Origin of the sequence: Pseudomonas sp. B16(2017), assembly GCF_002113205.1 — a bacterium.
Lineage (GTDB): Bacteria > Pseudomonadota > Gammaproteobacteria > Pseudomonadales > Pseudomonadaceae > Aquipseudomonas > Aquipseudomonas pharyngis.
Genome location: NZ_NEKA01000005.1, coordinates 78,849 through 103,069, shown reverse-complemented (window position 1 = coordinate 103,069; position 24,221 = coordinate 78,849). Strand labels below are relative to the sequence as shown.

At 61.8% G+C, this 24,221-nt stretch carries 18 protein-coding genes, 1 tRNA gene and 1 pseudogene; 3 read left to right on the top strand and 17 right to left on the bottom strand.

Annotated elements, in window-relative coordinates; translation table 11 throughout:
* Positions 1 to 2: 2 nt before the first annotated feature.
* The 4 genes from CAG25_RS10145 to ptsP are packed head-to-tail and all read right to left on the bottom strand — an operon-like array spanning position 3 to position 7,151.
* Positions 3 to 1,544 (bottom strand): alkaline phosphatase, encoded by a 1,542-nt coding sequence (locus tag CAG25_RS10145; protein ID WP_085611307.1) that lies wholly within the window; start codon positions 1,542 to 1,544, stop codon positions 3 to 5.
* A gap of 59 nt (positions 1,545 to 1,603) precedes the next feature.
* Positions 1,604 to 3,337: a PTS fructose-like transporter subunit IIB gene (locus CAG25_RS10140; protein WP_085611306.1), complete on the bottom strand. Its 1,734-nt coding sequence runs from the start codon at positions 3,335 to 3,337 to the stop codon at positions 1,604 to 1,606.
* 11 nt (positions 3,338 to 3,348) lie between these two features.
* Positions 3,349 to 4,290, bottom strand: a complete 942-nt coding sequence (pfkB, locus tag CAG25_RS10135) for a 1-phosphofructokinase (protein ID WP_085611305.1) — start codon at positions 4,288 to 4,290, stop codon at positions 3,349 to 3,351.
* Positions 4,290 to 7,151 (bottom strand): phosphoenolpyruvate--protein phosphotransferase, encoded by a 2,862-nt coding sequence (ptsP, locus tag CAG25_RS10130; protein ID WP_085611304.1) that lies wholly within the window; start codon positions 7,149 to 7,151, stop codon positions 4,290 to 4,292. The genes pfkB and ptsP overlap by 1 nt, the downstream gene beginning before the upstream one ends.
* A 306-nt stretch (positions 7,152 to 7,457) precedes the next feature.
* On the opposite strand from ptsP, the gene cra reads away from it, so the two are divergent.
* The gene (cra, locus tag CAG25_RS10125; RefSeq protein WP_085611303.1) at positions 7,458 to 8,453 is read left to right on the top strand and encodes a catabolite repressor/activator; all 996 of its coding nucleotides are present in this window, start codon (positions 7,458 to 7,460) and stop codon (positions 8,451 to 8,453) included.
* A 3-nt stretch (positions 8,454 to 8,456) separates the two neighbouring features.
* Positions 8,457 to 9,233, top strand: a complete 777-nt coding sequence (locus tag CAG25_RS10120; protein WP_085611302.1) for a TatD family hydrolase — start codon at positions 8,457 to 8,459, stop codon at positions 9,231 to 9,233.
* Here the strand turns inward: CAG25_RS10120 and CAG25_RS10115 are convergent, their stop codons facing one another.
* The 6 genes and pseudogenes from CAG25_RS10115 to CAG25_RS10095 all read right to left on the bottom strand — a co-directional run bounded on the left by CAG25_RS10115 (position 9,234) and on the right by CAG25_RS10095 (position 15,610).
* Positions 9,234 to 9,623 carry a hypothetical protein gene (locus CAG25_RS10115; protein ID WP_085611301.1) on the bottom strand — a complete coding sequence of 130 codons (390 nt, stop codon included), beginning with the start codon at positions 9,621 to 9,623 and terminating at the stop codon, positions 9,234 to 9,236.
* Between the two features lie 154 nt (positions 9,624 to 9,777).
* A complete protein-coding gene (locus CAG25_RS29110; RefSeq protein WP_371857714.1) occupies positions 9,778 to 10,482 on the bottom strand; it encodes a methyl-accepting chemotaxis protein in 705 nt (234 codons plus the stop codon).
* Between the two features lie 153 nt (positions 10,483 to 10,635).
* Positions 10,636 to 10,839, bottom strand: a pseudogene (locus tag CAG25_RS29105) (HAMP domain-containing protein); the annotation flags it as partial.
* A 1,126-nt stretch (positions 10,840 to 11,965) separates the two neighbouring features.
* Positions 11,966 to 12,799 carry a regulatory signaling modulator protein AmpE gene (gene ampE / locus CAG25_RS10105; protein ID WP_039769185.1) on the bottom strand — a complete coding sequence of 278 codons (834 nt, stop codon included), beginning with the start codon at positions 12,797 to 12,799 and terminating at the stop codon, positions 11,966 to 11,968.
* Positions 12,796 to 13,356: a 1,6-anhydro-N-acetylmuramyl-L-alanine amidase AmpD gene (gene ampD / locus CAG25_RS10100; protein WP_011332414.1), complete on the bottom strand. Its 561-nt coding sequence runs from the start codon at positions 13,354 to 13,356 to the stop codon at positions 12,796 to 12,798. The genes ampE and ampD overlap by 4 nt, the downstream gene beginning before the upstream one ends.
* A 64-nt stretch (positions 13,357 to 13,420) precedes the next feature.
* Positions 13,421 to 15,610, bottom strand: coding sequence for a DUF1631 domain-containing protein (locus CAG25_RS10095; RefSeq protein WP_085611299.1), 2,190 nt, complete (start codon positions 15,608 to 15,610; stop codon positions 13,421 to 13,423).
* A gap of 255 nt (positions 15,611 to 15,865) precedes the next feature.
* Here CAG25_RS10095 and nadC point away from each other — a divergent pair, with 255 nt between their 5' ends.
* A complete protein-coding gene (gene nadC, locus CAG25_RS10090) occupies positions 15,866 to 16,714 on the top strand; it encodes a carboxylating nicotinate-nucleotide diphosphorylase (RefSeq protein WP_007953729.1) in 849 nt (282 codons plus the stop codon).
* Positions 16,715 to 16,765: 51 nt separating this feature from the next.
* Here the strand turns inward: nadC and CAG25_RS10085 are convergent, their stop codons facing one another.
* From CAG25_RS10085 to infB, 7 genes are all read right to left on the bottom strand, one after another.
* On the bottom strand, positions 16,766 to 17,065 hold the full coding sequence (locus CAG25_RS10085; RefSeq protein WP_039769697.1) for a DUF6388 family protein: 300 nt from the start codon (positions 17,063 to 17,065) through the stop codon (positions 16,766 to 16,768).
* A gap of 234 nt (positions 17,066 to 17,299) precedes the next feature.
* Positions 17,300 to 17,375, bottom strand: a tRNA-Thr gene (locus CAG25_RS10080).
* A 129-nt stretch (positions 17,376 to 17,504) separates the two neighbouring features.
* Positions 17,505 to 19,610 carry a polyribonucleotide nucleotidyltransferase gene (gene pnp, locus CAG25_RS10075; protein ID WP_011332410.1) on the bottom strand — a complete coding sequence of 702 codons (2,106 nt, stop codon included), beginning with the start codon at positions 19,608 to 19,610 and terminating at the stop codon, positions 17,505 to 17,507.
* A gap of 194 nt (positions 19,611 to 19,804) precedes the next feature.
* Positions 19,805 to 20,074, bottom strand: coding sequence for a 30S ribosomal protein S15 (rpsO, locus tag CAG25_RS10070; protein ID WP_011332409.1), 270 nt, complete (start codon positions 20,072 to 20,074; stop codon positions 19,805 to 19,807).
* 141 nt (positions 20,075 to 20,215) lie between these two features.
* Positions 20,216 to 21,133, bottom strand: coding sequence for a tRNA pseudouridine(55) synthase TruB (gene truB, locus CAG25_RS10065; RefSeq protein WP_007953739.1), 918 nt, complete (start codon positions 21,131 to 21,133; stop codon positions 20,216 to 20,218).
* A 4-nt stretch (positions 21,134 to 21,137) separates the two neighbouring features.
* Positions 21,138 to 21,539, bottom strand: a complete 402-nt coding sequence (gene rbfA / locus CAG25_RS10060) for a 30S ribosome-binding factor RbfA (protein WP_007953741.1) — start codon at positions 21,537 to 21,539, stop codon at positions 21,138 to 21,140.
* A gap of 159 nt (positions 21,540 to 21,698) precedes the next feature.
* The gene (infB, locus tag CAG25_RS10055) at positions 21,699 to 24,215 is read right to left on the bottom strand and encodes a translation initiation factor IF-2 (protein ID WP_064593340.1); all 2,517 of its coding nucleotides are present in this window, start codon (positions 24,213 to 24,215) and stop codon (positions 21,699 to 21,701) included.
* Between the last annotated feature and the right edge of the window lie 6 nt (positions 24,216 to 24,221).

Here is a 24,221-nt window from a genome sequence, read left to right as displayed (position 1 = left end):
ATTCAGACTGGCTGCAGCTTCTGCTCAAACACCGCCACCCCCTCCAGATCCCGCAACACCACGCTCATCTCCCCGCTCTGCCCCTCGATGTTCACCTCGCCGAAAAACTGAAACCCGGCAAATGGCGAGGCGTTCTGTACCGCCGGCGCCTTCTCGAACACCACTTGCGGTCCAAAGGTCTTGTCCAGCGGATTGGGGCCGAAACTGCCGGCGTTCAACGGTCCTGCGACAAACTCCCAGAACGGTTCGAAATCCTGGAACGCCGCGCGCTCCGGGTGGTAATGATGCGCCGCGCAGTAATGCACGTCCGCCGTCAGGAACACGAAATTGCGCACCTGATGTGCCCGCAGGAACCCGAGCAATTCGGCCACTTCCAGTTCGCGCCCCTTAGCCGGACCAGGGTCGCCGTTGGCCACCGCTTCCCAGCGCGCAACACCAGGACTGACTTCGCCGTCGGGCACGCCGAGACCGATCGGCATGTCGGCGGCAATCACTTTCCACTGGGCTTTCGAGGCCTTCAATCCACGCTTGAGCCAGTTCAGTTGCTCGCGTCCGAGGAACGGTTTTTCCGCCCCGAGATTGTCGTCGTTGGCCCCGCGATAACTGCGCATGTCGAGCACAAACACATCGAGCATCGGCCCATAACTGAGCTTGCGATAAATCCGCCCGCCGCCATCGGCGGCCTGCAAACGCATCGGCGCATATTCGAGCCAGGCCTGACGCGCACGGCCGACCAGGGTGTGGATATTTTTTTCCTGATAACGCTCGTCGAGCTGCTTGCCCGGCGACCAGTTGTTGACCACTTCATGGTCGTCCCACTGCCAGATCTGCGGCACTTCGGCGTTGAAGCGACGGACGTTTTCGTCCATCAGGTTGTAGCGGTAATTGCCGCGATAATCGTCGAGGGTCTGGGCGACCCTGCTCTTGGCTTCCGTGGTGAGGTTGCGCCAGATCCGGCCACCCTCGGTGGTCAGCTGCGCCGGCACCGGGCCGTCGGCGTAGATGGTGTCGCCGCTGTGGATAAAGAAGTCCGGCAGGCGCATGCGCATCGCTTCATAAATGCGCATGCCGCCGATATCGGGGTTGATGCCGAAGCCCTGGCCGACGGTGTCGCCGCTCCAGACGAAGCGGATATTGCGCCGCGCCGTCGGTGCACTGCGCAAGTGGCCGAGCCACGGCTCGCTGGCAACGCCGGTGCGGGCGTCCTTGAAATACACGCGGTAGAAAATCGCCTGATCGGCGGGCAACCCGGTGAGTTCGACGCGGGCGGTGAAATCGCTGCGGGCATCGGCCAGCGCCGAAACCACGCGGCGCGGATGGCGGAACTGGCTGCGGGTGTCCCACTCCACCACCATCTGTGCCGGGCGGTCGGCACGGCTCCAGATCATCGCCCGGTCGCCCTGCAGGTCGCCGGATTGCACGCCGTCAGTGAGTTGCGGTCGATCCTTGACCGACGCGATCACGGCCGGCGCCAGCCCCGGCATCAGCAGTCCGGCGCCGACGGCTTGCATCACGCGCCGGCGACCGGGATTGAAATCGCTCATGGTGTTCTCCCTGAAAAAAGGAAAACTTAAGCACTGCTAGATGAAAAGGGTGTGACATCTCACGCCTTCGCGGGCTCCAGCGCCAGTTCCACGGCTTCCGGCCGCTTGACCAGCGCATACACCACCGCCGTCAGCAGACTGCCCGCGACAATCGCCAGCAGGTACAACAGCGCATGGTTGATCGCATTCGGAATCGCCAGCACGAACAGGCCACCGTGGGGCGCCATCAGTTTGCAGCCGAAGTACATCGACAGCGCACCGGTCAGTGCACCGCCGGCGATGCTCGCCGGGATCACCCGCAACGGGTCTTTCGCGGCAAACGGAATCGCCCCTTCGGAGATGAAGCACAACCCGAGCACCAGCGCCGCTTTACCGGCCTCGCGTTCGGTCTGGGCGAACTTGCGCCGGGCGATGAACGTGGCGATGCCCAGACCGATCGGCGGCACCATGCCGGCGGCCATGGTCGCGGCCATCGGTGCATAACTCTGCGAGGCCAGCAGCCCCACCGAGAACGCATAGGCAGCCTTGTTGATCGGCCCGCCGAGGTCGACGCACATCATGCCGCCCAGCAGCACACCCAGCAGGATCGCGTTGGTGGTGCCCATGCTGTCGAGAAAATGCGTCAGCGCCGCAAGCATCCCGGCCACCGGTTTGCCGACCACGTAAATCATCACCAGCCCGGTGAACAGACTGGCGAACAACGGGATGATCAGAATCGGTTTCAGCGCTTCGAGACTTTGCGGCAGCGCCACATAGCGACTGATCGCCTTGGCCGCATAGCCTGCGATAAACCCGGCAACGATCCCGCCGATGAAACCGGCGCCCAGGGTGCTCGCCAGCAAACCGCCGATCATCCCCGGCGCGAGTCCGGGACGGTCGGCAATCGACCAGGCGATGTAACCGGCCAGCAGCGGCACCATCAATTTGAACGCGGTCTCGCCACCGATCTGCATCAGCGCCGCCGCCAGCGTGCCCTCTTCCTTGAACGCGGTGATGCCGAACACGAACGACAAGGCGATCATCAGCCCGCCCGCCACCACCATCGGCAGCATGAACGACACACCGGTCAGCAGGTGTTTGTAGACGCCGCTTTTTTCCTGCTTGGCCGGGGCCTTGCCGTCGCCGGCAGCGCTTTCCACGACACCTTCGGCCAGGGCTTTTTTCAGCGTGGCTTCGGATTGCTTCAACGCAATCCCGGTGCCGCAGCGGTAGATTTTCTTGCCGGCGAAACGCTCGGTGGCGACTTCAATGTCAGCCGCCAGCAGCACCACGTCAGCCTCGGCAATCGCTGCCGCGCTCAGCGGATTTCGCGCGCCGACCGAGCCCTGGGTTTCGACTTGCAGGTCGTAGCCCAGACGCTTGGCGGCTTGCTGCAAGGCTTCGGCAGCCATGAACGTGTGGGCGACGCCGGTCGGGCAGGCGGTGACGGCAACCAGACGCGGCGCTTGGGCACTGGCAACCACGGGCGGCGTTTCGTCAGCGACGTAAACCTGCGCCTCGACGGCGCCACGCCGCAGCACGTCTTCAACATCCTGCAGGGCTTGCGCCGGCGCAATCCGAAAGACTTTCTTGCCGATGAACCGGGTCATGTCCAATGGTCCCGTGGCCACCAGCAACACCCACTCGGCGGCCTCGATGGTGGCCGCCGACAACTCGCGTTCCGGGTGCGCGGCATCCACCACTTCGACGCTGGTGCTCCAGCCCTGACGCTGGGCCGCGGCATCCAGCAGCCGGGCGCACAGCACACTGGTGACCATGCCGTTCGGGCAGGCCGTGACAATGGCTAACTTCATGACAAACCCTCTTATTGTTCTGTCAGGGGGCGCACGCGCACACCCTGTTCGAGCTGCGTCAGTTGCGCAGCATCGTGAATACCGAATCCGATCTGGGTCACCGCCTGCGCCGCAATCGCGGTGGCCGTGCGCAGGGTCTGTTCCGGCGTGTCGGCGCTGAGCAGACCGTGGAGCATGCCGGCCAGCAGCGAATCGCCGGCACCGACCGTGCTTGCCACGCTGACCTTCGGCGGCGTCGCATGCAGCGCCGAGCCGACGCTGTACCAGTTCACACCCTCTGCGCCATGGGAAATCACCACATGCTCGATGCCCTGGGCGTGCAGCCGATTGGCCGCTTCGACCTGAGACGCGTGGGACACCACTTCACAACCCAGCGCATCGGCCAGTTCTTCGGTGTTCGGCTTGATCAGCCACGGACCGGCCTTGAGCGCCGCGCGCAAGGCATCGCCGCTGGTGTCCAGGGCGACTTTCAGGCCCAACGTTTTCAAGCGCTCGACCAGTTCGCGCAACCACTGTGCAGTGACGCCACGCGGCAAACTGCCGGCGACCACCACCGCGTCATGCCCCGGCGCGATCTGCACCAGTCGATCCAGCAACGCCTGTTGCGCCACCACGCCGACCATCGGCCCCGGGCCGTTGATGTCGGTGATGCGTCCATCCTGTTCCGCGACCTTGATGTTGCTGCGGGTCTCGCCGGGCACCCGGATAAACGCATCGGTGAAACCGCGCTTGGCGAACAGGGTTTCGAACGCTTGCAGATTGTCTTCGCCGAGAAAGCCGCTGACCGTCAGTTGATGACCGAGGTCGGCCAGCACCTGCGCGACGTTGACGCCCTTGCCGGCAGCGTGGGTCTGCATCTCGTCGCTGCGATTGACCTGACCGGCCTCCAGACGTGGCAACTGCACCGTGAGGTCCAGCGCCGGGTTGAGGGTCAGGGTGAGAATCTTGGCCATTACAGGGCCTCCACTAATGCGCGCACTTCGTTGGCGCTGCCCACGGCCAGGGCTTGTTGAGCAAGGGTTTGCGTCTGGGTCAGGCTGAGTTCGCGGATGCGTGCCTTGACCTCGGCGATGCTGCGCCCGGAGACGCTCAGTTCATCCACGCCAAGGCCAACCAGCACCGGCACCGCCAGCGGATCCGCCGCCAGTTCGCCGCACACACCGACCCATTTGCCATGGGCATGGGCCGCGCGCACGGTGATGTCGATCAGTTGCAGCACCGCCGGGTGCAGGCCGTCAGCCTGGGCGGACAGGGTCGGATGACCCCGGTCGATCGCCAGCGTGTACTGAGTCAGGTCGTTGGTGCCGACGCTGAAGAAGTCCACTTCCTTGGCCAGGACCGGCGCCAGCAGTGCGGCGGACGGCACTTCGATCATGATCCCCAGTTGCAGGTCGGCGACCGGGATTTCCAGGCGCAGGCGTTCGGTCATGTCGCGGGCCTGACGCCACTCTTCGACGCTGCCGACCATCGGGAACATGATCCGCAATGGACGGTTGTCTGCAGAACGCAGCAAGGCGCGCAACTGCGCTTCCATGATCTGCGGACGCTGCAAGGTCAGGCGAATCCCGCGCACGCCGAGGAACGGGTTTTCTTCCTTGGCGATCGGCCAGTACGGCAGCGGCTTGTCGCCGCCGACATCGAGGGTGCGCACCACCAGCGGCCGGCCGGCGAGGCCGTCGAGGACGCGGCGGTATTCGGCTTCCTGCGTCGCCTCGTCCGGTGCCTGTGGATGAGCCATGAAAATCAGTTCGGTACGCAGCAGGCCGATGCCTTCGGCGCCCTGCTCCACCGCACTGATTACACCGGCGCTTTCGCCGATGTTGGCGAACACTTCCACGACGTGGCCGTCGGTGGTGTGCGCCGGTTGATGGCGTTGTTCGGCGGCGGCTTTCAAGCGTTGTTCGCGGGTGTCGCGCTCTTCGCTGGCGCGCTGCAGGGTCGCGGCATCCGCGTCCACATGCAGGCGACCGCGCTGACCATCGAGCAGCAACGGCGTGCCCGGTTTCAGCAGCAACACCGCAGCGCCCGCGCCGACCAGCGCCGGAATCCCCAGCGCGCGAGCCACGATGGCGCTGTGAGCGGTGGCGCCGCCACGGGCGGTAAGAATCCCCGCGACCCGCGCCGGATCCAGCCGCGCAACGTCGGACGGGCCGACCTCATCCATCACCAGAATGTACGGTTGCTCGGGCTCGGCGGGCGTCTGCACACCACACAGTTGCGCCAGCACCCGGCGACCGATGTCGCGCAGGTCGGCGGCGCGTTCGGCGAGCAACGCGTCCTGCAACGATTCCTGTTGTTTTGCGGCGGCCTCGATCACGGCCATCCACGCCGCTTCGGCGCTTTCGCCCTGCTTGAGGCGGGTGTCGACTTCGTCGGTGAGTTCCGGGTCGTCGAGCATTTCCTGGTGGGTGATGAAAATCTCGCGGATCGCCTTGGCCTTGCTGCGCTCAATCAGGCCCTGAATGTCCTGACGCACGTCGGCCAGCGCTTGCTTGAGACGTTCGCGCTCGATGGCGGCAGACTCGCCGCGCAACGGGTAATCGATGGCTTGCTGGACCTGAATGTGCGCCGGGCCGATAGCGATTCCAGGGGCGGCAGGGATCGCTTGCAGCAGACTGCCGGAGGCCGGGGCGGTCAGGACTTCTGCAATGTCCGTAATCACTTCGCGCTGTTGACTGACTGCGGGCAACGGTTCGACTTCTTCGCCGAGGCCTTCTTCGATGGCGGCGAGCAAAGCCGGCAAGGCATCGGCGGCAATGCTCGGCTCGGCGATGATTTCCAGCACCTGGCCACGACGGGCGCCGAGGCTCAGCAGTTTGCTCAGGCTTTTCACCGATACGGCGCTGTCCTGACTGTCGACGATGCGCACACGAATCTCGCCGTCAAAACTTTTCGCCAGTTGCGCGAGGATCTTCGCCGGCCGCGCATGCAGACCATGGGCGTTGGCCAGTGCGATACGTGCGCTCGGCCAGTCGGCCGGCAACTCACCGCCAAGCACTTCGAGGACTTTACGGCTGCTGGTGGCGCGGCCCAGTTCATGGCCGCGACCTTCGATCAGCAACGCGCACAAACGCTCGAGCAACGCCTGATGCGCTTCACCGAGGCTGGCCAGACAGAACAGACCGCTGAGCGGCTGGCCGAGGTAACGCATCGGTTTGTCCGGGGTGACGAAGGCCAGGCCCGGACGCTTCACGGTCTGTTCGCTGTGCAGCCACCACAGGCCATCGCCCAGCGGCAGCGCTTCGACTTGCTGCAGCACGCCGGCGAAACCGTTGCTCACGCAATCGGCCTGGCGCAGCAGACGCGCACCACGCCAGACCAGTTCTTCGAAATCGTCGGCGGAGACCCCGAGGCCGATCATCTGCGCATCCAGCGCCAGCTCTTGCGGCGCACCTTGCAGCAGTTTCAGCAGTGCTTCCGGCGAACTGGCGCGGCGCAGGGCCTGGCCCAGATCGGTCTCGCCGAGGGCGCGGGTCAGCAGTTGCAGCAGGCGCAGGTGTTCGTCGGATTTGGCGGCGATGCCGATGGCCAGATAAACGATCTGGCCATCGCCCCAGTCCACGCCGTCAGGGAACTGCATCAGGCGCACGCCGGTGGCGAACACCTGATCACGGGTTTCAGGGGTGCCGTGGGGAATCGCAATACCTTGGCCGAGGAAGGTCGAGCCCTGAGCCTCCCGGGCCTGCAGGCCGGCGAGGTAGCCGTCGGCGACAAGTCCATCGGCGACCAGATGACTGGCCAGCAATTGCAAAGCGGCGGGTTTATCCACAGCCGACTGGCCCATGGATATCTGCTCTACAGTGAGCTCGAGCATGCGATCTCCTTTTTGGCGTCGTTTGACGCCAGGTATTGTTTTGAATGGTTGCAGCTTAGGCGCTGTAGGCCATCCTTTTCAGGAGGCAGTTTTGGCGGTTTCACGGCAGAACCGGCCAAAGGCGTCTAAAACGTAGAAAATACGCTTGCTGAAACGTTTAATCTAGATTGATCGGCACGTTACTCGATAATGTCCCATCCTTGAAGTCCAACTTGTCGGATGCGCTGAGACAATGGTCGCCTGCCTGAATCGGGTAGGATTGGCGAAAATGTCGCGGCAAGCTCGAAAAAACAAGGAAATCCCGGGTTGAAACTCAGTGATATCGCGCGGTTGGCCGGAGTGTCCGTGACCACCGCCAGCTACGTCATCAACGGCAAGGCCGAACAGCAACGCATCAGCAACGCCACCGTCGAGCGGGTGCGGGCGGTGGTCGATCTGCACGGCTTTACCCCCAATCCACAGGCGGCCGGTTTGCGCAGTCGGCATACCCGAACCCTGGGCTTTATCCTGCCGGATCTGGAAAACCCCAGTTACGCGCGGATCGCCAAACTGCTGGAGCAAGGCGCCCGGGCGCGGGGCTATCAGCTGCTGATCGCCAGCTCCGACGATGCGCCGGACAGCGAGCGACAACTGCTGCAACTGTTCCGCGCTCGACGCTGCGATGCGTTGATCGTCGCCAGTTGCCTGCCGGCCGGTGACGACAGTTATCGTCAGTTACAGGCCAAGGGCTTGCCGATCATCGCCATCGACCGGGTGATGGATGCCGAACATTTCTGCTCGGTGGTCAGCGACGACCGCGAAGCCAGCCTGCACCTGACCGAAAGCCTGCTCGACCCGCAGCCGAAGCAGATCGTGCTGCTGGGCGCCCGCCCGGAACTGAGTATCAGCCAGGAACGTGCGGCCGGGTTCAAGCAAGCCCTGGCCGGGTTCAAGGGCGAAGTGCTGATCGAGCACGCCGAATCCTTCAGCCGCGAGTGCGGCAAGCAATTGATGGAAGAACTCCTGCAACGTCTCGGGCATTTGCCGGATGCGCTGGTGACCACGTCCTACGTGCTGCTGCAGGGCGTGTTCGACGCGCTGCATGACTTCCCGCTCAAATCGCGCCCACTGCGTCTCGGCACATTCGGTGACACCCAGTTGCTCGACTTCCTGCCTCTGCCGGTCAACGCCATGGCCCAGCAGCACCAGTTGATCGCCGATAAGGCGCTGGAACTGGCACTCGCAGCCGTCGAGCAATCGGACTACCAGCCTGGCGTGCAAGCCATTGCCCGTACCTTCAAGCAGCGTATTCACCGGGACTGAGCCGTGGAGCTGATCGACAGCCACACCCATCTGGACTTCCCCGACTTCGACGCCGACCGCGCGGCGCTGCTGAGCGAAAGCCGCGCCCTCGGGGTGCGGCGAATGGTGGTACTCGGGGTCTACGAGGGTAACTGGCAACGGGTGTGGGATCTGGTGCAAAGCGATGCCGATCTGTACGCGGCCTTCGGTTTGCACCCGGTCTATCTCGAACAGCATCGGCCGCAAGACTTGCTGGCACTGGGCGACTGGCTGACACGGCTAAAGGGTCATCGGCAGCTGTGCGCGGTCGGTGAAATCGGCCTGGATTACTTCATCGAAACCCTCGACCGCGAACGCCAGCAGGCGCTGTTCGAAGCGCAGCTGCAACTGGCGGCGGATTTCGAATTACCGGCGCTGATCCACGTACGGCGCTGCCATGCAGCGGTGATCGCCACGCTCAAGCGCTTCAAGCTCAAACGCGCCGGCATCATCCACGCCTTTGCTGGCAGCCGTGAAGAGGCGCGGGAATACATCAAGCTCGGTTTCAAACTTGGCCTCGGGGGTGCACCGACCTGGCCGCAGGCGTTGCGCATGCACCGGGTGCTGGCCGACTTGCCGCTGGATTCGGTGGTGCTGGAAACCGACTCACCGGACATGGCGCCCGCCATGTACCCCGGCGTGCGCAATACGCCGGCGCATCTGCCGGCGATCTGCGACTCACTGGCCACTTTGATGAACATCAGTGCGCAACAACTCGCTGCCGCCAGTACCGCCAACAGCTGCGAGGTGTTCGGCTGGTAGTCAGTCGGCGTGGGCCTTGGCCGCGTCGAGAATCAGCGTCAGGTGCTGACGCTGCCGGGTATAACGAATCACCGCGAAGTACACGAAAATCGCGACCAGCGATCCGTTCAACTGCTCGGTGACGCTGAGCAGACCCACCCATTCCATCACCAGGGCCACCAGCAGTGCGGTGCACACCGTCACCAGCGCACTGGCGCGCAGCAGGCCAAGTGAATCGAGCGAACGGAAACGTTTGATCTGCTTGGGGCAACGCAATTCCAGGCTTTTCTGGCAATTCGCACAGGTGAACGCTTCGTGGATCGAAATGGCATTCAGTTGCCAGGGCTTGAGCACCAGCGTGGTCTGGCAGTGGGCGCAGCGGCCCTGAACGCCCAGGGTTGCGACGAACATGTGCGATCTCCTCCAAGTGGTCAATGAGTTGATCTTGGTTCATTGAAGCCGAAAAACCAGCGCCTGGAGGAAAACAGGATTGGGCTTACAGATGCAGGCAAAAAAGTACTACAAGCCATTCCGAAAAAACCTGCCTCACAGGAAGCAGGTCGCTTCAAACCCGGAAGGCGCTGATCAATTGCTTCAACTCAACCACCTGCGCTGACAACGCACGGCTGGCGTCTTCGGTCTGGTGTGCACCTTCTGCGGTGCGCTCGCCGGCTCGGTTGATCTCGACGATGTTCTGGTCGATATCGTGGGCCACGGCGGTCTGCTGCTCGACGGCGGCGGCGATCTGCTGGTTCTGGTCGACGATCATGCCGACAGCGCCGAGGATGTTTTCCAGCGCCTGCTGGACTTTCTCCGACTGCCCCACCGTGCCGTTGGCCATCTGATGGCTGACGCCCATGGCCTTCACTGCCGCGCCGACGCCGCCATGGAGCTTGGCGATCATCTGCTCGATTTCTTCGGTCGATTGCTGAGTGCGCTTGGCCAGCGTGCGGACTTCGTCGGCGACCACGGCAAAACCGCGCCCCTGCTCACCGGCCCGCGCAGCCTCGATCGCGGCGTTGAGCGCCAGCAGATTGGTCTGTTCGGCGATGCTCTTGATCACTTCCAGAACGCGACTGATCGACTGACTGTCGCTGGCCAACTGGTTGATCACCAGCACCGATTGATCGATTTCGCTCGCCAGTGCCGCGATGCTGCCCTGCTGCGATTCCACCAATCCGCGCCCATTGATGGTTTCATCGTTCACGCTGTGGGCGCTGCTGACCGCTGCCGCCGCACTGCGTGCCACCTCCAGCGACGTTGCCGACATCTGGTTCATCGCCGTCGCCACTTGTTCGATCTGTGTGCGTTGCCCGGCGACCGCCTGATTGCTTTGCGCCGAGACGTTTTCCACCTGCCCCGCCTGCCGCTCGACCTCGCCAACGGTGTGGCCGACCCGTTCGATCAGGTCATGGATTTTCCTCACCGTACCGTTGAACACTTCGCCCAACTCGCCGAGTTCATCGCGGCTGTTGGCGTGGAAATTCACCGTCATGTCGCCCGCCGCGACTTTATCCATCATGGCGCCGAGGTTTTTCAGGGTGGCGCGGGTCGAGGCATAGAAGCCACCGTAGAGATAGAAAATCAGCACGAACACCAGCGACAACGCCGCGGCTTGCAGCACCATGTGCGTACGGTTTTGCCCCAGGCGCTGTTGCAATTGGGTGTCGAGGAATTTCAGGGTGGCGTCGTTGAGCTGATAGGTCTGGTCCATCAGCCCGGTGAGCTGGTCGTAAAAACCCTGCCATGGGGCGTCGAGGGTTTCGGCCATCACCACTTGTTCTTCGATCAGGGTGCCGGCCTGTTTCAGCGACGCCTTGCTGGCATCGGCCGGGGCGCTCAGGGAGTCACGGGCGGCTTTGCTCGAACCCAGCGCATCCTGCAATTTCAGGCCATATTCGGCCTGAAGCTTTTCGATCTGCACCAGCAACTCGTCGAAACGGGTGCTCGACGAACTGTTGAGAAAGCCCTGGCCCAATGAATACGAGCCCATCGCCCGACCTTCGCCCAAGGCCTGGGTGACGGCCGGCGTGATCGCGGTGATCAGCTCGCTGAGCTGGCGTATGTCGCTCTGGTTGTCGCGACTCAATCCGGCCTGACTGGCCACGATCTGGCTGAAAATCTGTGCATTGCCGAGCAATTTGCCAATCAGCGCACTTTTGCTTTGCAGAGAGTTTTCCGCCTGCTGGGCCTTGAAAGCGGCGATCATTTCATCGCGCTTGGCCTCGAAGAATTTGATCTGCTCCGGATCCTCGGTCATGGGCGTCAGCCCTTGCAGGCGCGCCAGAACGTTTTGCTCAAGACTGGTGATCTGCGCCTCGACATTGCCGGCCTTTCCGGACTGGCCGAGGGTGACATTGATCTGCACCAGATTGTTGAGGGTTTCCAGATCCCGGCGCAGGGTCAGGCTGCTGCCCAGCAGGTCGAGGCTCTGCAGCTCCACCCGGGTGCCCTGGAATTCGCGGTAGGAATCGCGCACCAGATAGAAATTGGTCACCAGCATCGGCACCAGGAACAGCACGCTGATCAGGCTGAACTTCATGCCGAAGCTCAAGCGGTTCATCAGCGAGACGGCGGGATAGAGCAAGCTCTTCACTGGAAGTCTCCCTTGGTTTTTTCTTGTTTTTATTGGCAGGCGCGGGGCGACAGCAGATAGCCACTATCGGGCGCTATCTCTGTATAGCTCAAATCGAAGGGAGGTTTTGTAACTTAAGGTTAACGAGGGGGATTGCCCCCCTCATTACTCGAACGGCCTACGCCAGCACTGTCCACAGGGCAAATCCGGCATACCACAGCACTGCCGCCCGCAGCAGCAACTCCCACAGGCAGTCGAGGGTGTTGATGCCTTCGGGGCCGACAGCGGCCGGCGGGATTTCCCCGGCCGCGAGCCCGACCCTGTTGATCAGTTGCGCGGCGCTGATGTTCCAGTTCAGCAGCTCGTGCAGCATCACCCGACTGACCGCGACGAAATTGCCGACCAGGGCGAGGCTCGCCGCCAGCAGGCGCACCGGCACCCAGTCGAAGGCATGACGCAGTTGCCCTGCCCGTTCGGCCACTGCCGGGTTCTGGGCGTTTTCCTCCGCCAGCGCCAGCAAGCGGTAACTCAGTGCCGCGACCGGACCGAGCAGGAAGTACCAGAAAATCACCGCAAAAAAGCTCTGGTAAGCCTGCCACAACAGATGCCGCTGCACTTGCTCCAGCAATTGTTCGCCGCTTTCGGCGCAGATGTTCAGATCACGCTTGGCCACATGGGCGGCGGCCTGCAGGTCCTCGCGGCGCCAGGCGTCGCGAAACGGCCCGAGCTCGCCGAGCAGGTCACCCCGCCCCAGGCTGTAAATCACCACCAGCAAATGCACCGGCAATGCCAGCAGACCATAGGCCACCGGCTCCAGCACCAGCAGCAACAAGCCCAGCAATGCCACCGGCAGCAGCACCAGAACAATCAGCACCAGCCACGGCTGTTTGGCCAGCCCACCGGTTTCAAGCTTGTGCAGTTCGCGGATCCATCCGCCATCGCGTTGCACCCGTTGGCGCAGAGCCGAGAACTTCTCGATCCATACCGCCAGCAGTAACACCAGAAAACTCATTGTCCTTCCTCTTGTGCCAGGGCGGCGCGGTAGCGTGCCCAGTCGAATGCGGGTCCGGGGTCGGTCTTGCGTCCGGGGGCGATGTCACTGTGCCCGCAGATGCGCTCGACGGTGATTGCCGGGAACGCCGCCTGTATCTGCCGGGTCAGCACGGTCAACGCCTGGTACTGCGCATCGGTGAACGGCAGATCATCGGTGCCTTCCAGCTCGATGCCTACGGAAAAATCGTTACAGGTTTCCCGTCCCTCGAACACCGAAACGCCGGCATGCCAGGCGCGCTCAAGACAGGAGACAAACTGGGTGACCTTGCCGTCACGTTCGATCAGAAAATGCGCCGACACGCGCAGGTCGGCGATCCCCGCAAAGTAGGGATGTTCCGTGACATCCAGACGATTCTGGAAAAATTCCTGGACCTTGCCGGTGGCGAACTGCGCCGGTGGCAGGCTGATGTTGTGGATGACCAACAGGGAGACTTCGCCCGCCGGGCGCTCATTGAAGTTGGGCGAAGGGCAGACCTGCACCCCGTGACACCACCCGCTTGCGGGATCCAACTGCATACCGATTCCTTCAACGCCGACTGTGTTGGCGACCAGTATGCCGTGATCGGCCCCCGGCGCGCGATCACTTGCCGCGATTGAGCCGCCGCAGATTGCCGAGCACCGACTCCAGCGCCCGGTCGAACAGCAAGGTGTCGTCCAGCGCCCGCACCGCGCCGCGACAAAACGCCAGGGCCAGTTCCGTGCGGTCGCGCTCCAGCACTTTCATGCCGGTGCGGTCGACGAACACGTACTTGCCGGTAGCCTCGATGATCGCCGCCAGCTTGCAGCGCAGAGTGTGTTCTTCGTCCTCCTCGAACGCCACCCAACTGCCCAGACGCAACTGTTCGACCTGGCGCAGACCGACATCGTCGGCTGGCAAGCGCGCTGGCGTGCGTGGCTTGAGACCGTCGTCGGCCATCTGCAGGACAATCGTCTGCGACACTTCGATCATTTCCGGCAGCACGGACTGATCCGGTGCGCCGAACGGTTCGAGCAGCCGCACATGCAGCGCTTCCAGCTCACTGAAAAAACCGCTGGTGGCAAACGGATCGAAGGCCGAAGTGCTCAGGCCGTCGCGCAATGACTTGAGCAACCCCGGCACCAGCGCCAGCAGACGCAGACCGGCTTCGGCGTCGTCGTGGCGCTGCACGCTCCAGATCAATTGCTCCATGGTCTGCACGTCGGCCTGCCATTCGGCGGACTGATCGCCGTGCTTGAGGCAGGTCAGCAGCAACACCTTGCTCCAGGCGTCTTGCACGAACGTCACCACCGACGGTGGCAGGACCTTGCCCAGCAAAGCCTGATTGAGCGCCTGCTCGACCCGCTGACGAGCCAGTTCGGTTTTCGCCCGGCCCTCTTCGGCATCGCGCAAACGCTGTTCAAGCAATTCGCTGCGACGGCGCTCGTCACTGGTGAAGGCGAGGAAGTCCGCCAGCAACTCGGAAAAAATCGCCGGGTCATCGACGAAATCCGTCAGCAGGCGCTGCACCACTTGCTCGATGCGCAGGTACAGGCTGTCGCGCGCATTACCGTCGCACTCGCCCCAGCCCATCGCCGCCTCGGCGATTTCGTTGAGCAGGCGGCGCGCCGGGTGGCTGCTGCGGCTGAAGAAGCTTTTGTCGATCACCGCGACCTTCAACATCGGGATCTGCAACCGGGCAATCAGCGCCTTGAGGGAATCCGGCAGGTTGCGATCATCGAGGATGCAGTCGAAGACCATGGCCACCAGATTGATCACGTCCTCGTCAGCCCCGCCGACAATTCGCGACTTGCCGCTGCGCACGCTGACCCGGGTCAGCAGTTGTTCAAGTTGATGACGCAGATCGAAGTCGTCCTGCACCGCCAGCGCCGGCACGTATTGCTGCAGGTGCGAGAGCAGGCGCAGCAGGTCGCGGGTGGAAATTGGTTGGGCGGGAGCGCTGGGTTCCAGGGTCGGCGCAACGGTACCGCGCACATGCAGCAGCAACTCCTGCAACGCGGCGAAGACCTCCTGCACGCCCGCATCCGTCTGAGGTTTGTCGACGCCCCTGAATTCATTCTGCACGCTGGCCACGGCCTGATCGATGGCACGACGGGCCGGTGCCGGCTTGAGTTCGGGCAACACGCCCGTGGCGATCAGCAGTTGGTTGGCTTCGGCGTAGAGTTGATCGGTATCGGCCAGCACATAGCGCTCGAACAGTTTGAGCAGGATCAGTTTGACCTTGATCTCCACCCCCAGATTGCGCCCGGCCTGCAGGAAGTACTCGCAAAGCATCGCCGGGCCCAGCGGGTTGTATTGATCGCCCAGAGTCTTGCCCAACAGCGCATTGAATCGCGCAGTCAGTTGGTCGAGGGCGAAGCCGTCGCGATTGAGTACGCGGCCGACCATGGTTTCGACCGCGACGCTGCGCTCCATGTCATCAGTGCGCGCCGAGGTGTCCCCATATTGCAAGGCATGAGACAGGACGGTGGGAACGGGATCGAATTGAGTGAGGCCGACAAAGGCTTCGAAGAATTGCTCGAGAAAACCGCGTTCGATGTTCTTGCGCTTGAGGCGCAGGTCGCGCATGGCTTCGAAAAAGATGTTCTGCTCGACGTCGTTACGCGCCCGGTCGGCCATTTCGAACAGGGTGTCGTCGGCGTTATCGAACAGCTCCTGCAAACCGTTGCGCAGGCGCTGGGCAGCCTTGTCGCGAACCTGAAGCAGAATCACAGGCAGGCGGGCGAGCGGCGAGTGAGTCGCCTGATCGGTAGTGGCCTTGTGCAGAGGCACTACATTCCCGTCGTTGTGCATCCAAGCCTCCTGAAACGGTGATTTGCCGACGTCAAAGCTATGGCGTCAAATGCAAGGCGGATTATCTTGCAAAAGATGTCCCCGGCGCCAGAGCCGTCAGGGTTTCCCCTATGCGCCGACACCTTGAAGTGACCACGACAGAAACGGGTTTACTCAAAGAAAATCGACCGGATGCAGCGCTGCGTGGCGGTTCTCGCCTTGGGTTGGCCGACGCCATGCCCCTATAATCGGACCACTTAGTTTGTGGAGCCCGTTATGCCGAATCTACGTCTCGCCGATTTGACCGCCGAAATCGAAGCCAACGTGCGCCGTGCGTTGCTCGAAGACATCGGCAGCGGCGACATCACCGCGCAACTGATCCCGGCCGAACGCCTGGCCAAAGCCACCATCATCACCCGTGACGCCGCCGTCATCAGTGGCACGGCCTGGGTCGATGCGGTGTTCCGCCAGCTCGATCCGCGGGTGGCGGTGCATTGGCAGGTGCGCGATGGCGAACGGGTTTCGCCGAATCAGCCGTTGTTTCATCTGGAAGGCCCTGCCCGCTCGCTACTGACCGGCGAGCGCAGCGCCCTGAACTTCCTGCAATTGCTGTCGGGCGTGGCGACCCGCGCGCAGTACCTGGCGGACTTCGTCGCCGAGACCTCGGTAAAACTGCTCGACACCCGCAAGACCCTGCCGGGCCTGCGTCTGGCGCAGAAATACGCGGTCACCTGCGGCGGTTGCCATAACCATCGCATCGGTCTCTACGACGCGTTCCTGATCAAGGAAAACCACATCGCTGCCAGCGGCGGCATCCCGCAGGCCATTGCCGCTGCGCACAAGATCGCCCCGGGCAAGCCGGTGGAAATCGAAGTGGAAAGTCTGGAAGAGCTGAAGGAGGCGCTGGCCGCCGGTGCCGACATCATCATGCTCGATGAACTGAGCCTCGACGACATGCGCGAAGCCGTGCGCCTGAACGGCGGCAAGGCAAAACTGGAAGCCAGTGGCGGCATCAACGAAAGCACGCTGCTGCCGATCGCACAGACCGGGGTGGATTACATCTCGATCGGCGCGATGACCAAGGACGTGAAGGCCGTGGATCTGTCGATGCGCCTGAGCATCTGAGTCGATCACGCAATAAAAAACGCCAGCCCTTTCGAGGCTGGCGTTTTTGTTTCAGACCACCAGATTGTTCATCTCGCAGTACTCTTCCCACTCGACGCCCAACACTTCGGCCGCTTCCTTGTGCAGTTCCAGGCGCTTGGCCTCGAACTCCTCAGGCGTGCTGGTGTACTTGAGGGTCAATTCCCACGGCTGCAGGCCCTGGGCTTCGGCTTCATCTTCGAACGCCCACTGAATCTGGTCTTTCTGATCATCGGGACTCAGGTCCTTGATCTCTTCCTTCAGATCCGGAACATCCAGGATGTATTTTCTAAGCGCTTCTTCGTGACGTTGCTCTTGAGTTAATTCGGTCATGGCGTTCTCGCTGATCATAGGAATGGAGGATGGATCTGGATCATCAAGGATCTCTCTGACGCGGACTGTCCGGCCTTCGGAACCATTCGGGATCATCTGAAAACTGCTAAGCGATGCTCATGCAGGCACCGAATATAGGACGTTTGCATGACGAATTACACGGCTCTTTACATCTCTCCCACAAAAAGTTGACCTGTGAAACATAAATGCCGGTTCAAAAGGATAAGGGAGAGGTGGTGCCCGAGACAGGAATCGAACCTGCGACCTTCGCGTTACGAGTGCGCTGCTCTACCGGCTGAGCTACACGGGCGGTGGGCTAAACCTAGCACCGGTCTTGCAGGTCGGCAACTTCGCCGAATGACTCGATATTTCACGGACAAAAAAATACCCCGCCGTTTTCACGGCGGGGCATTTTCATTGCGCTGGAGCTGCGGGGTGATTAAACGCCCGAAGCCTTCGCAGCGGCCACGTCTTTGATGGACAGCTTGATACGGCCGCGGTTGTCCACGTCCAGTACCAGCACTTCCACTTCCTGGCCTTCTTTCAGGATGTCGGTCACTTTCTCCACGCGAGCGTCGCTCAGCATCGAGATGTGAACCAGACCGTCCTTGCCCGGCAGGATGTTGACGAATGCGCCGAAGTCGACGATGCGCTCAACCTTGCCGACGTAGATCTTGCCGATCTCGGCCTCTGCGGTGATACCCAGAACGCGCTGACGTGCTGCTTCAGCCGCTTCCTTGGTTTCGCCGAAGATCTTGATCGAACCGTCGTCTTCGATGTCGATCGAAGCCTTGGTCTCTTCGCAGATCGCACGGATGGTCGCGCCACCCTTACCGATAACGTCACGGATCTTGTCGGTGTCGATCTTCATCGCGATCATGGTCGGAGCGTTGGCCGACAGTTCGGTACGCGACTGGCCGATGATCTGGTTCATCTGGCCGAGGATGTTCAGGCGCGCTTCCAGGGCTTGGCCCAGAGCGATTTCCATGATCTCTTCGGTGATGCCCTTGATCTTGATGTCCATCTGCAGCGCGGTCACACCTTTGGCGGTACCGGCTACTTTGAAGTCCATGTCGCCCAGGTGGTCTTCGTCACCCAGGATGTCGGTCAGGACGGCGAACTTCTCGCCTTCTTTAACCAGACCCATGGCGATACCGGCAACCGGTGCCTTCATCGGAACACCAGCGTCCATCAGGGCCAGGGAAGCGCCGCAAACGGAAGCCATCGAGCTCGAACCGTTGGATTCGGTGATTTCCGATACCACACGGATGGTGTACGGGAACACGTCAGCGGCAGGCAGCATGGCCGAAACCGAACGACGGGCCAGACGGCCGTGACCGATTTCGCGACGACCGGCGCCACCCATGCGACCACACTCGCCCACCGAGAACGGAGGGAAGTTGTAGTGCAGCATGAACGGGTCTTTTTTCTCGCCTTCCAGGGTATCCAGCAGTTGCGCGTCACGGGCGGTGCCCAGCGTCGCGACAACCAGAGCCTGGGTTTCGCCACGGGTGAACAGTGCCGAACCGTGAGTCTTCGGCAGAACGCCGACTTCGATGTTCAGCGGACGTACGGTGCGGGTGTCGCGACCGTCGATACGTGGCTTGCCGTTAACGATGTTTTCGCGAACGGTGCGGTATTCGATTTCACCGAAAGCGGCTTTGACGTCGGCAGCCGAAGGCTGGCCTTCCTCACCGGAAAGCTTGGCCACAACCTGGTCACGCAGCTCGCCCAGACGCGCGTAACGGTCGGCCTTGATGGTGATGGTGTAAGCCTGGGAGATCGCTTCGCCGAACTCGGAACGGATAGCGGCGAGCAGCTCGGTGGCTTCTGGAGCAGGTGCCCAGGTCCAGGTTGGCTTGGCAGCTTCGGCAGCCAGTTCTTTAACGGCGTTGATTACGACCTGGAACTCGTCGTGAGCAAACAGTACTGCGCCCAGCATCTGGTCTTCGGTCAGCTCTTTGGCTTCCGATTCAACCATCAGTACGGCGTCCGAAGTACCGGCAACGACCATGTCCAGGCTCGAGGCAGCCTGCTGCTCGTAGGTCGGGTTCAGCAGGTAGCCGGTGCTTTCGTGGAAAGCAACGCGAGCGGCGCCGATCGGGCCGTCGAACGGAATGCCGGAGATCGCCAGGGCAGCCGAGGTACCGATCATCGCAGCGATGTCCGGATCGGTCTTCTTGCTGGTGGAAACGACGGTGCAGACAACCTGCACTTCGTTCATGAAACCTTCCGGGAACAGCGGACGGATCGGACGGTCGATCAGTCGGGAAGTCAGGGTTTCTTTCTCGGAAGGACGGCCTTCACGCTTGAAGAAACCGCCAGGGATCTTACCGGCAGCGTAAGTCTTTTCCTGGTAGTGAACGGACAGAGGGAAGAAGCCCTTGCCCGGATCGGCTTGCTTGGCACCGACTACGGTCACCAATACGCTGACGTCGTCGTCAACGGTGACCAATACTGCGCCGGAGGCCTGACGGGCGATACGGCCAGTCTCGAGGGTAACGGTCGACTGACCGAACTGGAATTTTTTGATTACCGGGTTCACGGTGTCCTACCTTCTTTGTGGCTCTTGGGGGAACTGGTTTCTTGCGAAATTCTTGGGCAATGCCGGGAATCGGCCCGACGCCTGTCCAGGGTAAAACGTGTATCCAGATAAAACTTGAGGCTGGGAGCCTGCCGGACGCCGGCGGAAACCCGCTGACGTCTGACAGACAACCAACCTCATAGCGCAATCGCTGATTAGCGACGCAGACCCAGGCGAGCGATCAGAGCGCTGTAACGGCTCACGTCCTTGCCTTTCAGGTAGTCCAGCAGCTTGCGACGCTGGTTAACCATGCGGATCAGACCACGACGGGAGTGGTGGTCTTTACCGTTGGCCTTGAAGTGACCTTGCAGTTTGTTGATGTTGGCGGTCAGCAGTGCAACTTGCACTTCTGGCGAACCAGTGTCACCAACAGCTTGCTGGTAGTCGGCAACGATTTGAGCTTTTTCTTGAACGTCGAGAGCCATGAGGCAATCCTTTTATCAGGAAACTGTTTCAAAAACAGTTTCAACAGGCCAGGGACAAATCCCTGTATCTATAAATGAGTAGTGACCGTGCCTGTTGACAGCCACACTCGCCGGCCTGTTTTTACACAGACCGGTTTCCGGTCATTCTGACCGAATCAGTCGACGCGGCGCGATGCGCCCGTCTTCGCTCACTTCACCGATACCGATGAAGCGACCGTTGTGATCCTGTACCCGCACCATGCCGAACTTCGGAGCATCCGGGGCACGTACCGGCTGGCCGTTGAGCCAGTAGAACGCGCTCGCTTCCGAGAACTGCAGCAACGGCCAATCCTGCAGGCCGCTGTCCGATGGCATCAGGAAGCGGTCGACCGCTTCGTTGCCGCCTTCGGCATGTACCGCTTCCAGCTCTTCGAGGGTCACGGTCTGCGCCAGGGTGAAAGGCCCGGCCTGGGTACGACGCAGTTCAGCGACGTACGCACCACAACCGAGTTGCTCACCGATATCCTCCACCAGGGTGCGAATATAGGTGCCCTTGCTGCAATCCACCGCGAGTCGCGCAGTATCGCCTTCGAAGGCCAGCAATTCCAAGCGCGCAATAGTAACAGAACGCGGTTCGCGCTCCACTACTTCGCCTGCACGGGCCAACTTGTACAGCGGCTGGCCATCACGCTTGAGAGCGGAGTACATCGGCGGTATCTGACTGATTTGCCCACGAAATTTCGGCAGAACCGCTTCAATGTCGGCCTGACCAACGGTCACCGGGCGCTCCTGCAAAACCTCACCTTCGGCGTCCGCCGTGGTGGTGGTCTTGCCCAGTTGCGCCAGGGTTTCATACCCCTTGTCGGAATCGAGCAGGTACTGCGAGAACTTGGTCGCCTCACCGAAGCACAGCGGCAGCACGCCGGTAGCCAGTGGATCGAGACTGCCGGTATGACCGGCCTTCTCGGCGTTGAGCAGCCAGCGAACCTTCTGCAACGCGGCGTTGGAGGTGAACCCCAACGGCTTGTCGAGCAGGATGATGCCGCTGACGTTACGACGGATACGTTTGACCTGAGCCACCGAGTTACTCCTTGGTGTCTTCGGGTTCTGCCGCAGCCACGTGCTGATTGTCCTCAGCCACGGCGCGCTCGATCAGGGCCGACAGGTGCGCACCCCGCACGACGCTTTCGTCGTAGTGGAAGTGCAATTGCGGCACGCTGCGCAGCTTCATTTCGCGGGCCAGCTGCATGCGCAGGAAACCGGCGGCAGCGTTGAGCACCTTGATGCTTTGCGCGATGTCTTCGGCGTTGTCCTGCCCCATCACGGTAATGAAGATCTTCGCGTGACCGACGTCACGGCTGACTTCCACAGCGGTAATGGTGACCAGGCCGACGCGCGGGTCTTTGACTTCACGACGGATCAGCTGGGCCAGCTCACGCTGCATCTGATCGCCGATACGTTGGGTACGGCTGTATTCTTTTGCCATGATTTGTTACCTGTTACTGCCCTGCGGTGAAACCCGCAAGGTCTGAAAGCGGCAAACGCCCGGCCTGACAAAAGCCAGACCGGGCGTTGCGTTTAGAGTCCTGACGCCGTGCCGCGCACTTGCATGCGGCGGCCCGACGTGGCCCTTGAAGTGCGCGAGTCAGAGGCTGCGAGCAACCTGAACCTTCTCGAAGACTTCGATCTTGTCGCCGACTTTGACGTCGTTGTAGCTCTTCACGCCGATACCGCATTCCATGCCGGCACGTACTTCGGAAGCGTCATCCTTGAAGCGGCGCAGGGATTCCAGCTCGCCTTCGAAGATCACGATGTCTTCACGCAGTACACGGATCGGACGGTTACGGTGCACAACACCTTCGATCACCATGCAACCAGCGATCGCGCCAAACTTCGGCGAACGGAACACGTCACGGACTTCGGCCACACCGAGGATGTTCTCGCGAACGTCGCTACCAAGCATACCGGTCAGGGCTTTCTTGACGTCTTCGATGATGTCGTAGATCACGTTGTAGTAACGCATGTCCAGACCTTCCTGCTCGACGATCTTCCGTGCGCCGGCATCGGCACGCACGTTGAAGCCGAACAGTACAGCGTTGGAAGCCAGTGCCAGGTTGGCGTCGGATTCGGTGATACCACCGACACCGCCACCGACCACGCGCACTTGCACTTCGTCGTTGCCCAGGCCATTCAGAGCGCCCTGCAAGGCTTCCAGCGAACCACGGACGTCGGATTTGAGGACGATGTTGAGCGTCTTCTTCTCTTCCTGGCCCATGCTTTCGAAGATGTTTTCCAGCTTGCCGGCGTGAGCGCGAGCCAGTTTGACTTCGCGGAACTTGCCTTGACGGAACAGAGCCACTTCACGGGCTTTCTTCTCGTCGGCAACCACGCTCATTTCGTCGCCGGCGTCAGGCGTACCGTCCAGGCCGAGGATCTCGACCGGAATGGCCGGACCCGCTTCCTTGATCGGCTTGCCGTTCTCGTCGAGCATGGCGCGCACGCGGCCATAGTTCGAGCCGACCAGCACCATGTCGCCTTGACGCAGCGTACCGTCCTGAACCAGAACGGTGGCTACCGGACCACGGCCCTTGTCGAGGCGCGACTCAACCACGACGCCACGGCCAGGAGCCGAAGGAGTAGCGGTCAGTTCGAGAACTTCGGCTTGCAGCAATACAGCTTCAAGCAGTTCGTCGACGCCGGTACCCATCTTCGCGGAAACCGGAACGAATGGAGTGTCGCCACCCCAGTCTTCAGAGGTCACGCCGTGAGCCGACAGTTCGCTGCGGATGCGATCGAGATCAGCACCCGGCTTGTCGATCTTGTTCACCGCAACCACCAGCGGAACGCCAGCAGCAACAGCGTGCTGAACGGCTTCGATGGTTTGTGGCATCACGCCGTCGTCCGCCGCAACCACCAGGATCACGATGTCGGTCGCCTTGGCACCACGGGCACGCATGGCGGTAAACGCGGCGTGACCAGGGGTGTCGAGGAAGGTGACCATGCCGCGTTCGGTTTCAACGTGGTATGCACCGATGTGCTGGGTGATACCGCCGGCTTCGCCAGCAGCTACCTTGGCACGACGGATGTAGTCGAGCAGCGAGGTCTTACCGTGGTCAACGTGACCCATTACGGTCACGACCGGCGCACGAGGAACCGCTTCACCTTCGAACTTCAGGGACTCGGCCAGGGAATCTTCCAGGGCGGTGTCGCTGACCAGGGTCACTTTGTGGCCCAGTTCTTCTGCGACCAGCTGGGCAGTTTCCTGATCCAGTACCTGGTTGATGGTGGCCGGGGTGCCCAGCTTGAACATGAACTTGATGATTTCGGCAGCCTTGACCGACATCTGCTGGGCGAGATCGCCAACAGTGATGGTTTCGCCGATCTTCACTTCACGCACGACAGGGCCGGTCGGGCTCTGGAAACCGTGGGCGTTGCGTTTCTTCAGCTTGGCCTTGCCGCGACCGCCGCGACGGAAGCCATCGCTTTCTTCGTCGGTAGTGCGTGGCGCCACACGTGGAGCCGGAGCCTTTTCCTTGACCGATGCGCGATGCGGAGCGTTTTTGCGCTCGCCATCACCACCGCCACGACGGTTGTTGTCGTCAGCACGTGGTTTGTCCGGACGGCGCTGTTCGTCACGCTTGCGAGTGTCGGCAGCTGGCGCAGCAGCCACAACCGGCGCGGCTTCGCGCACGGGTTCGGCCACTGGCGCAGGGGCAGCGACGGCTTCGGCAGGAGCGGACGGCGCAGCAGGCTGGCGACGCGCTTCTTCTTCGGCGCGCACGCGGGCTTCTTCTTCAGCCTTCTGACGGGCAGCATTTTCTACTGCGCGACGTTCATCCAGTTCACGCTTGCGCTCGGCTTCGATTTCTTCCGGGCTACGCTGTACGAAAACTTTCTTCTTGCGGACTTCAACGCTGATGCTTTTGCTGCCAGCCACACGCAGGGTGCTGGTGGTTTTACGCTGCAGCGTGATCTTGCGTGGTTCTTCCACTTTCGCCTTGTGGCTGCTTTTCAAGTGGGTCAGCAGGGATTGCTTCTCACTGTCAGTCACATTTTCTTCGGCGGCGGTGTGCGGCAGACCTGCCTCACGCATCTGCTGCAACAGGCGCTCTACCGGTGTTTTGACCTCATCGGCCAGTTGTTTCACCGTGACTTGCGTCATGCACTT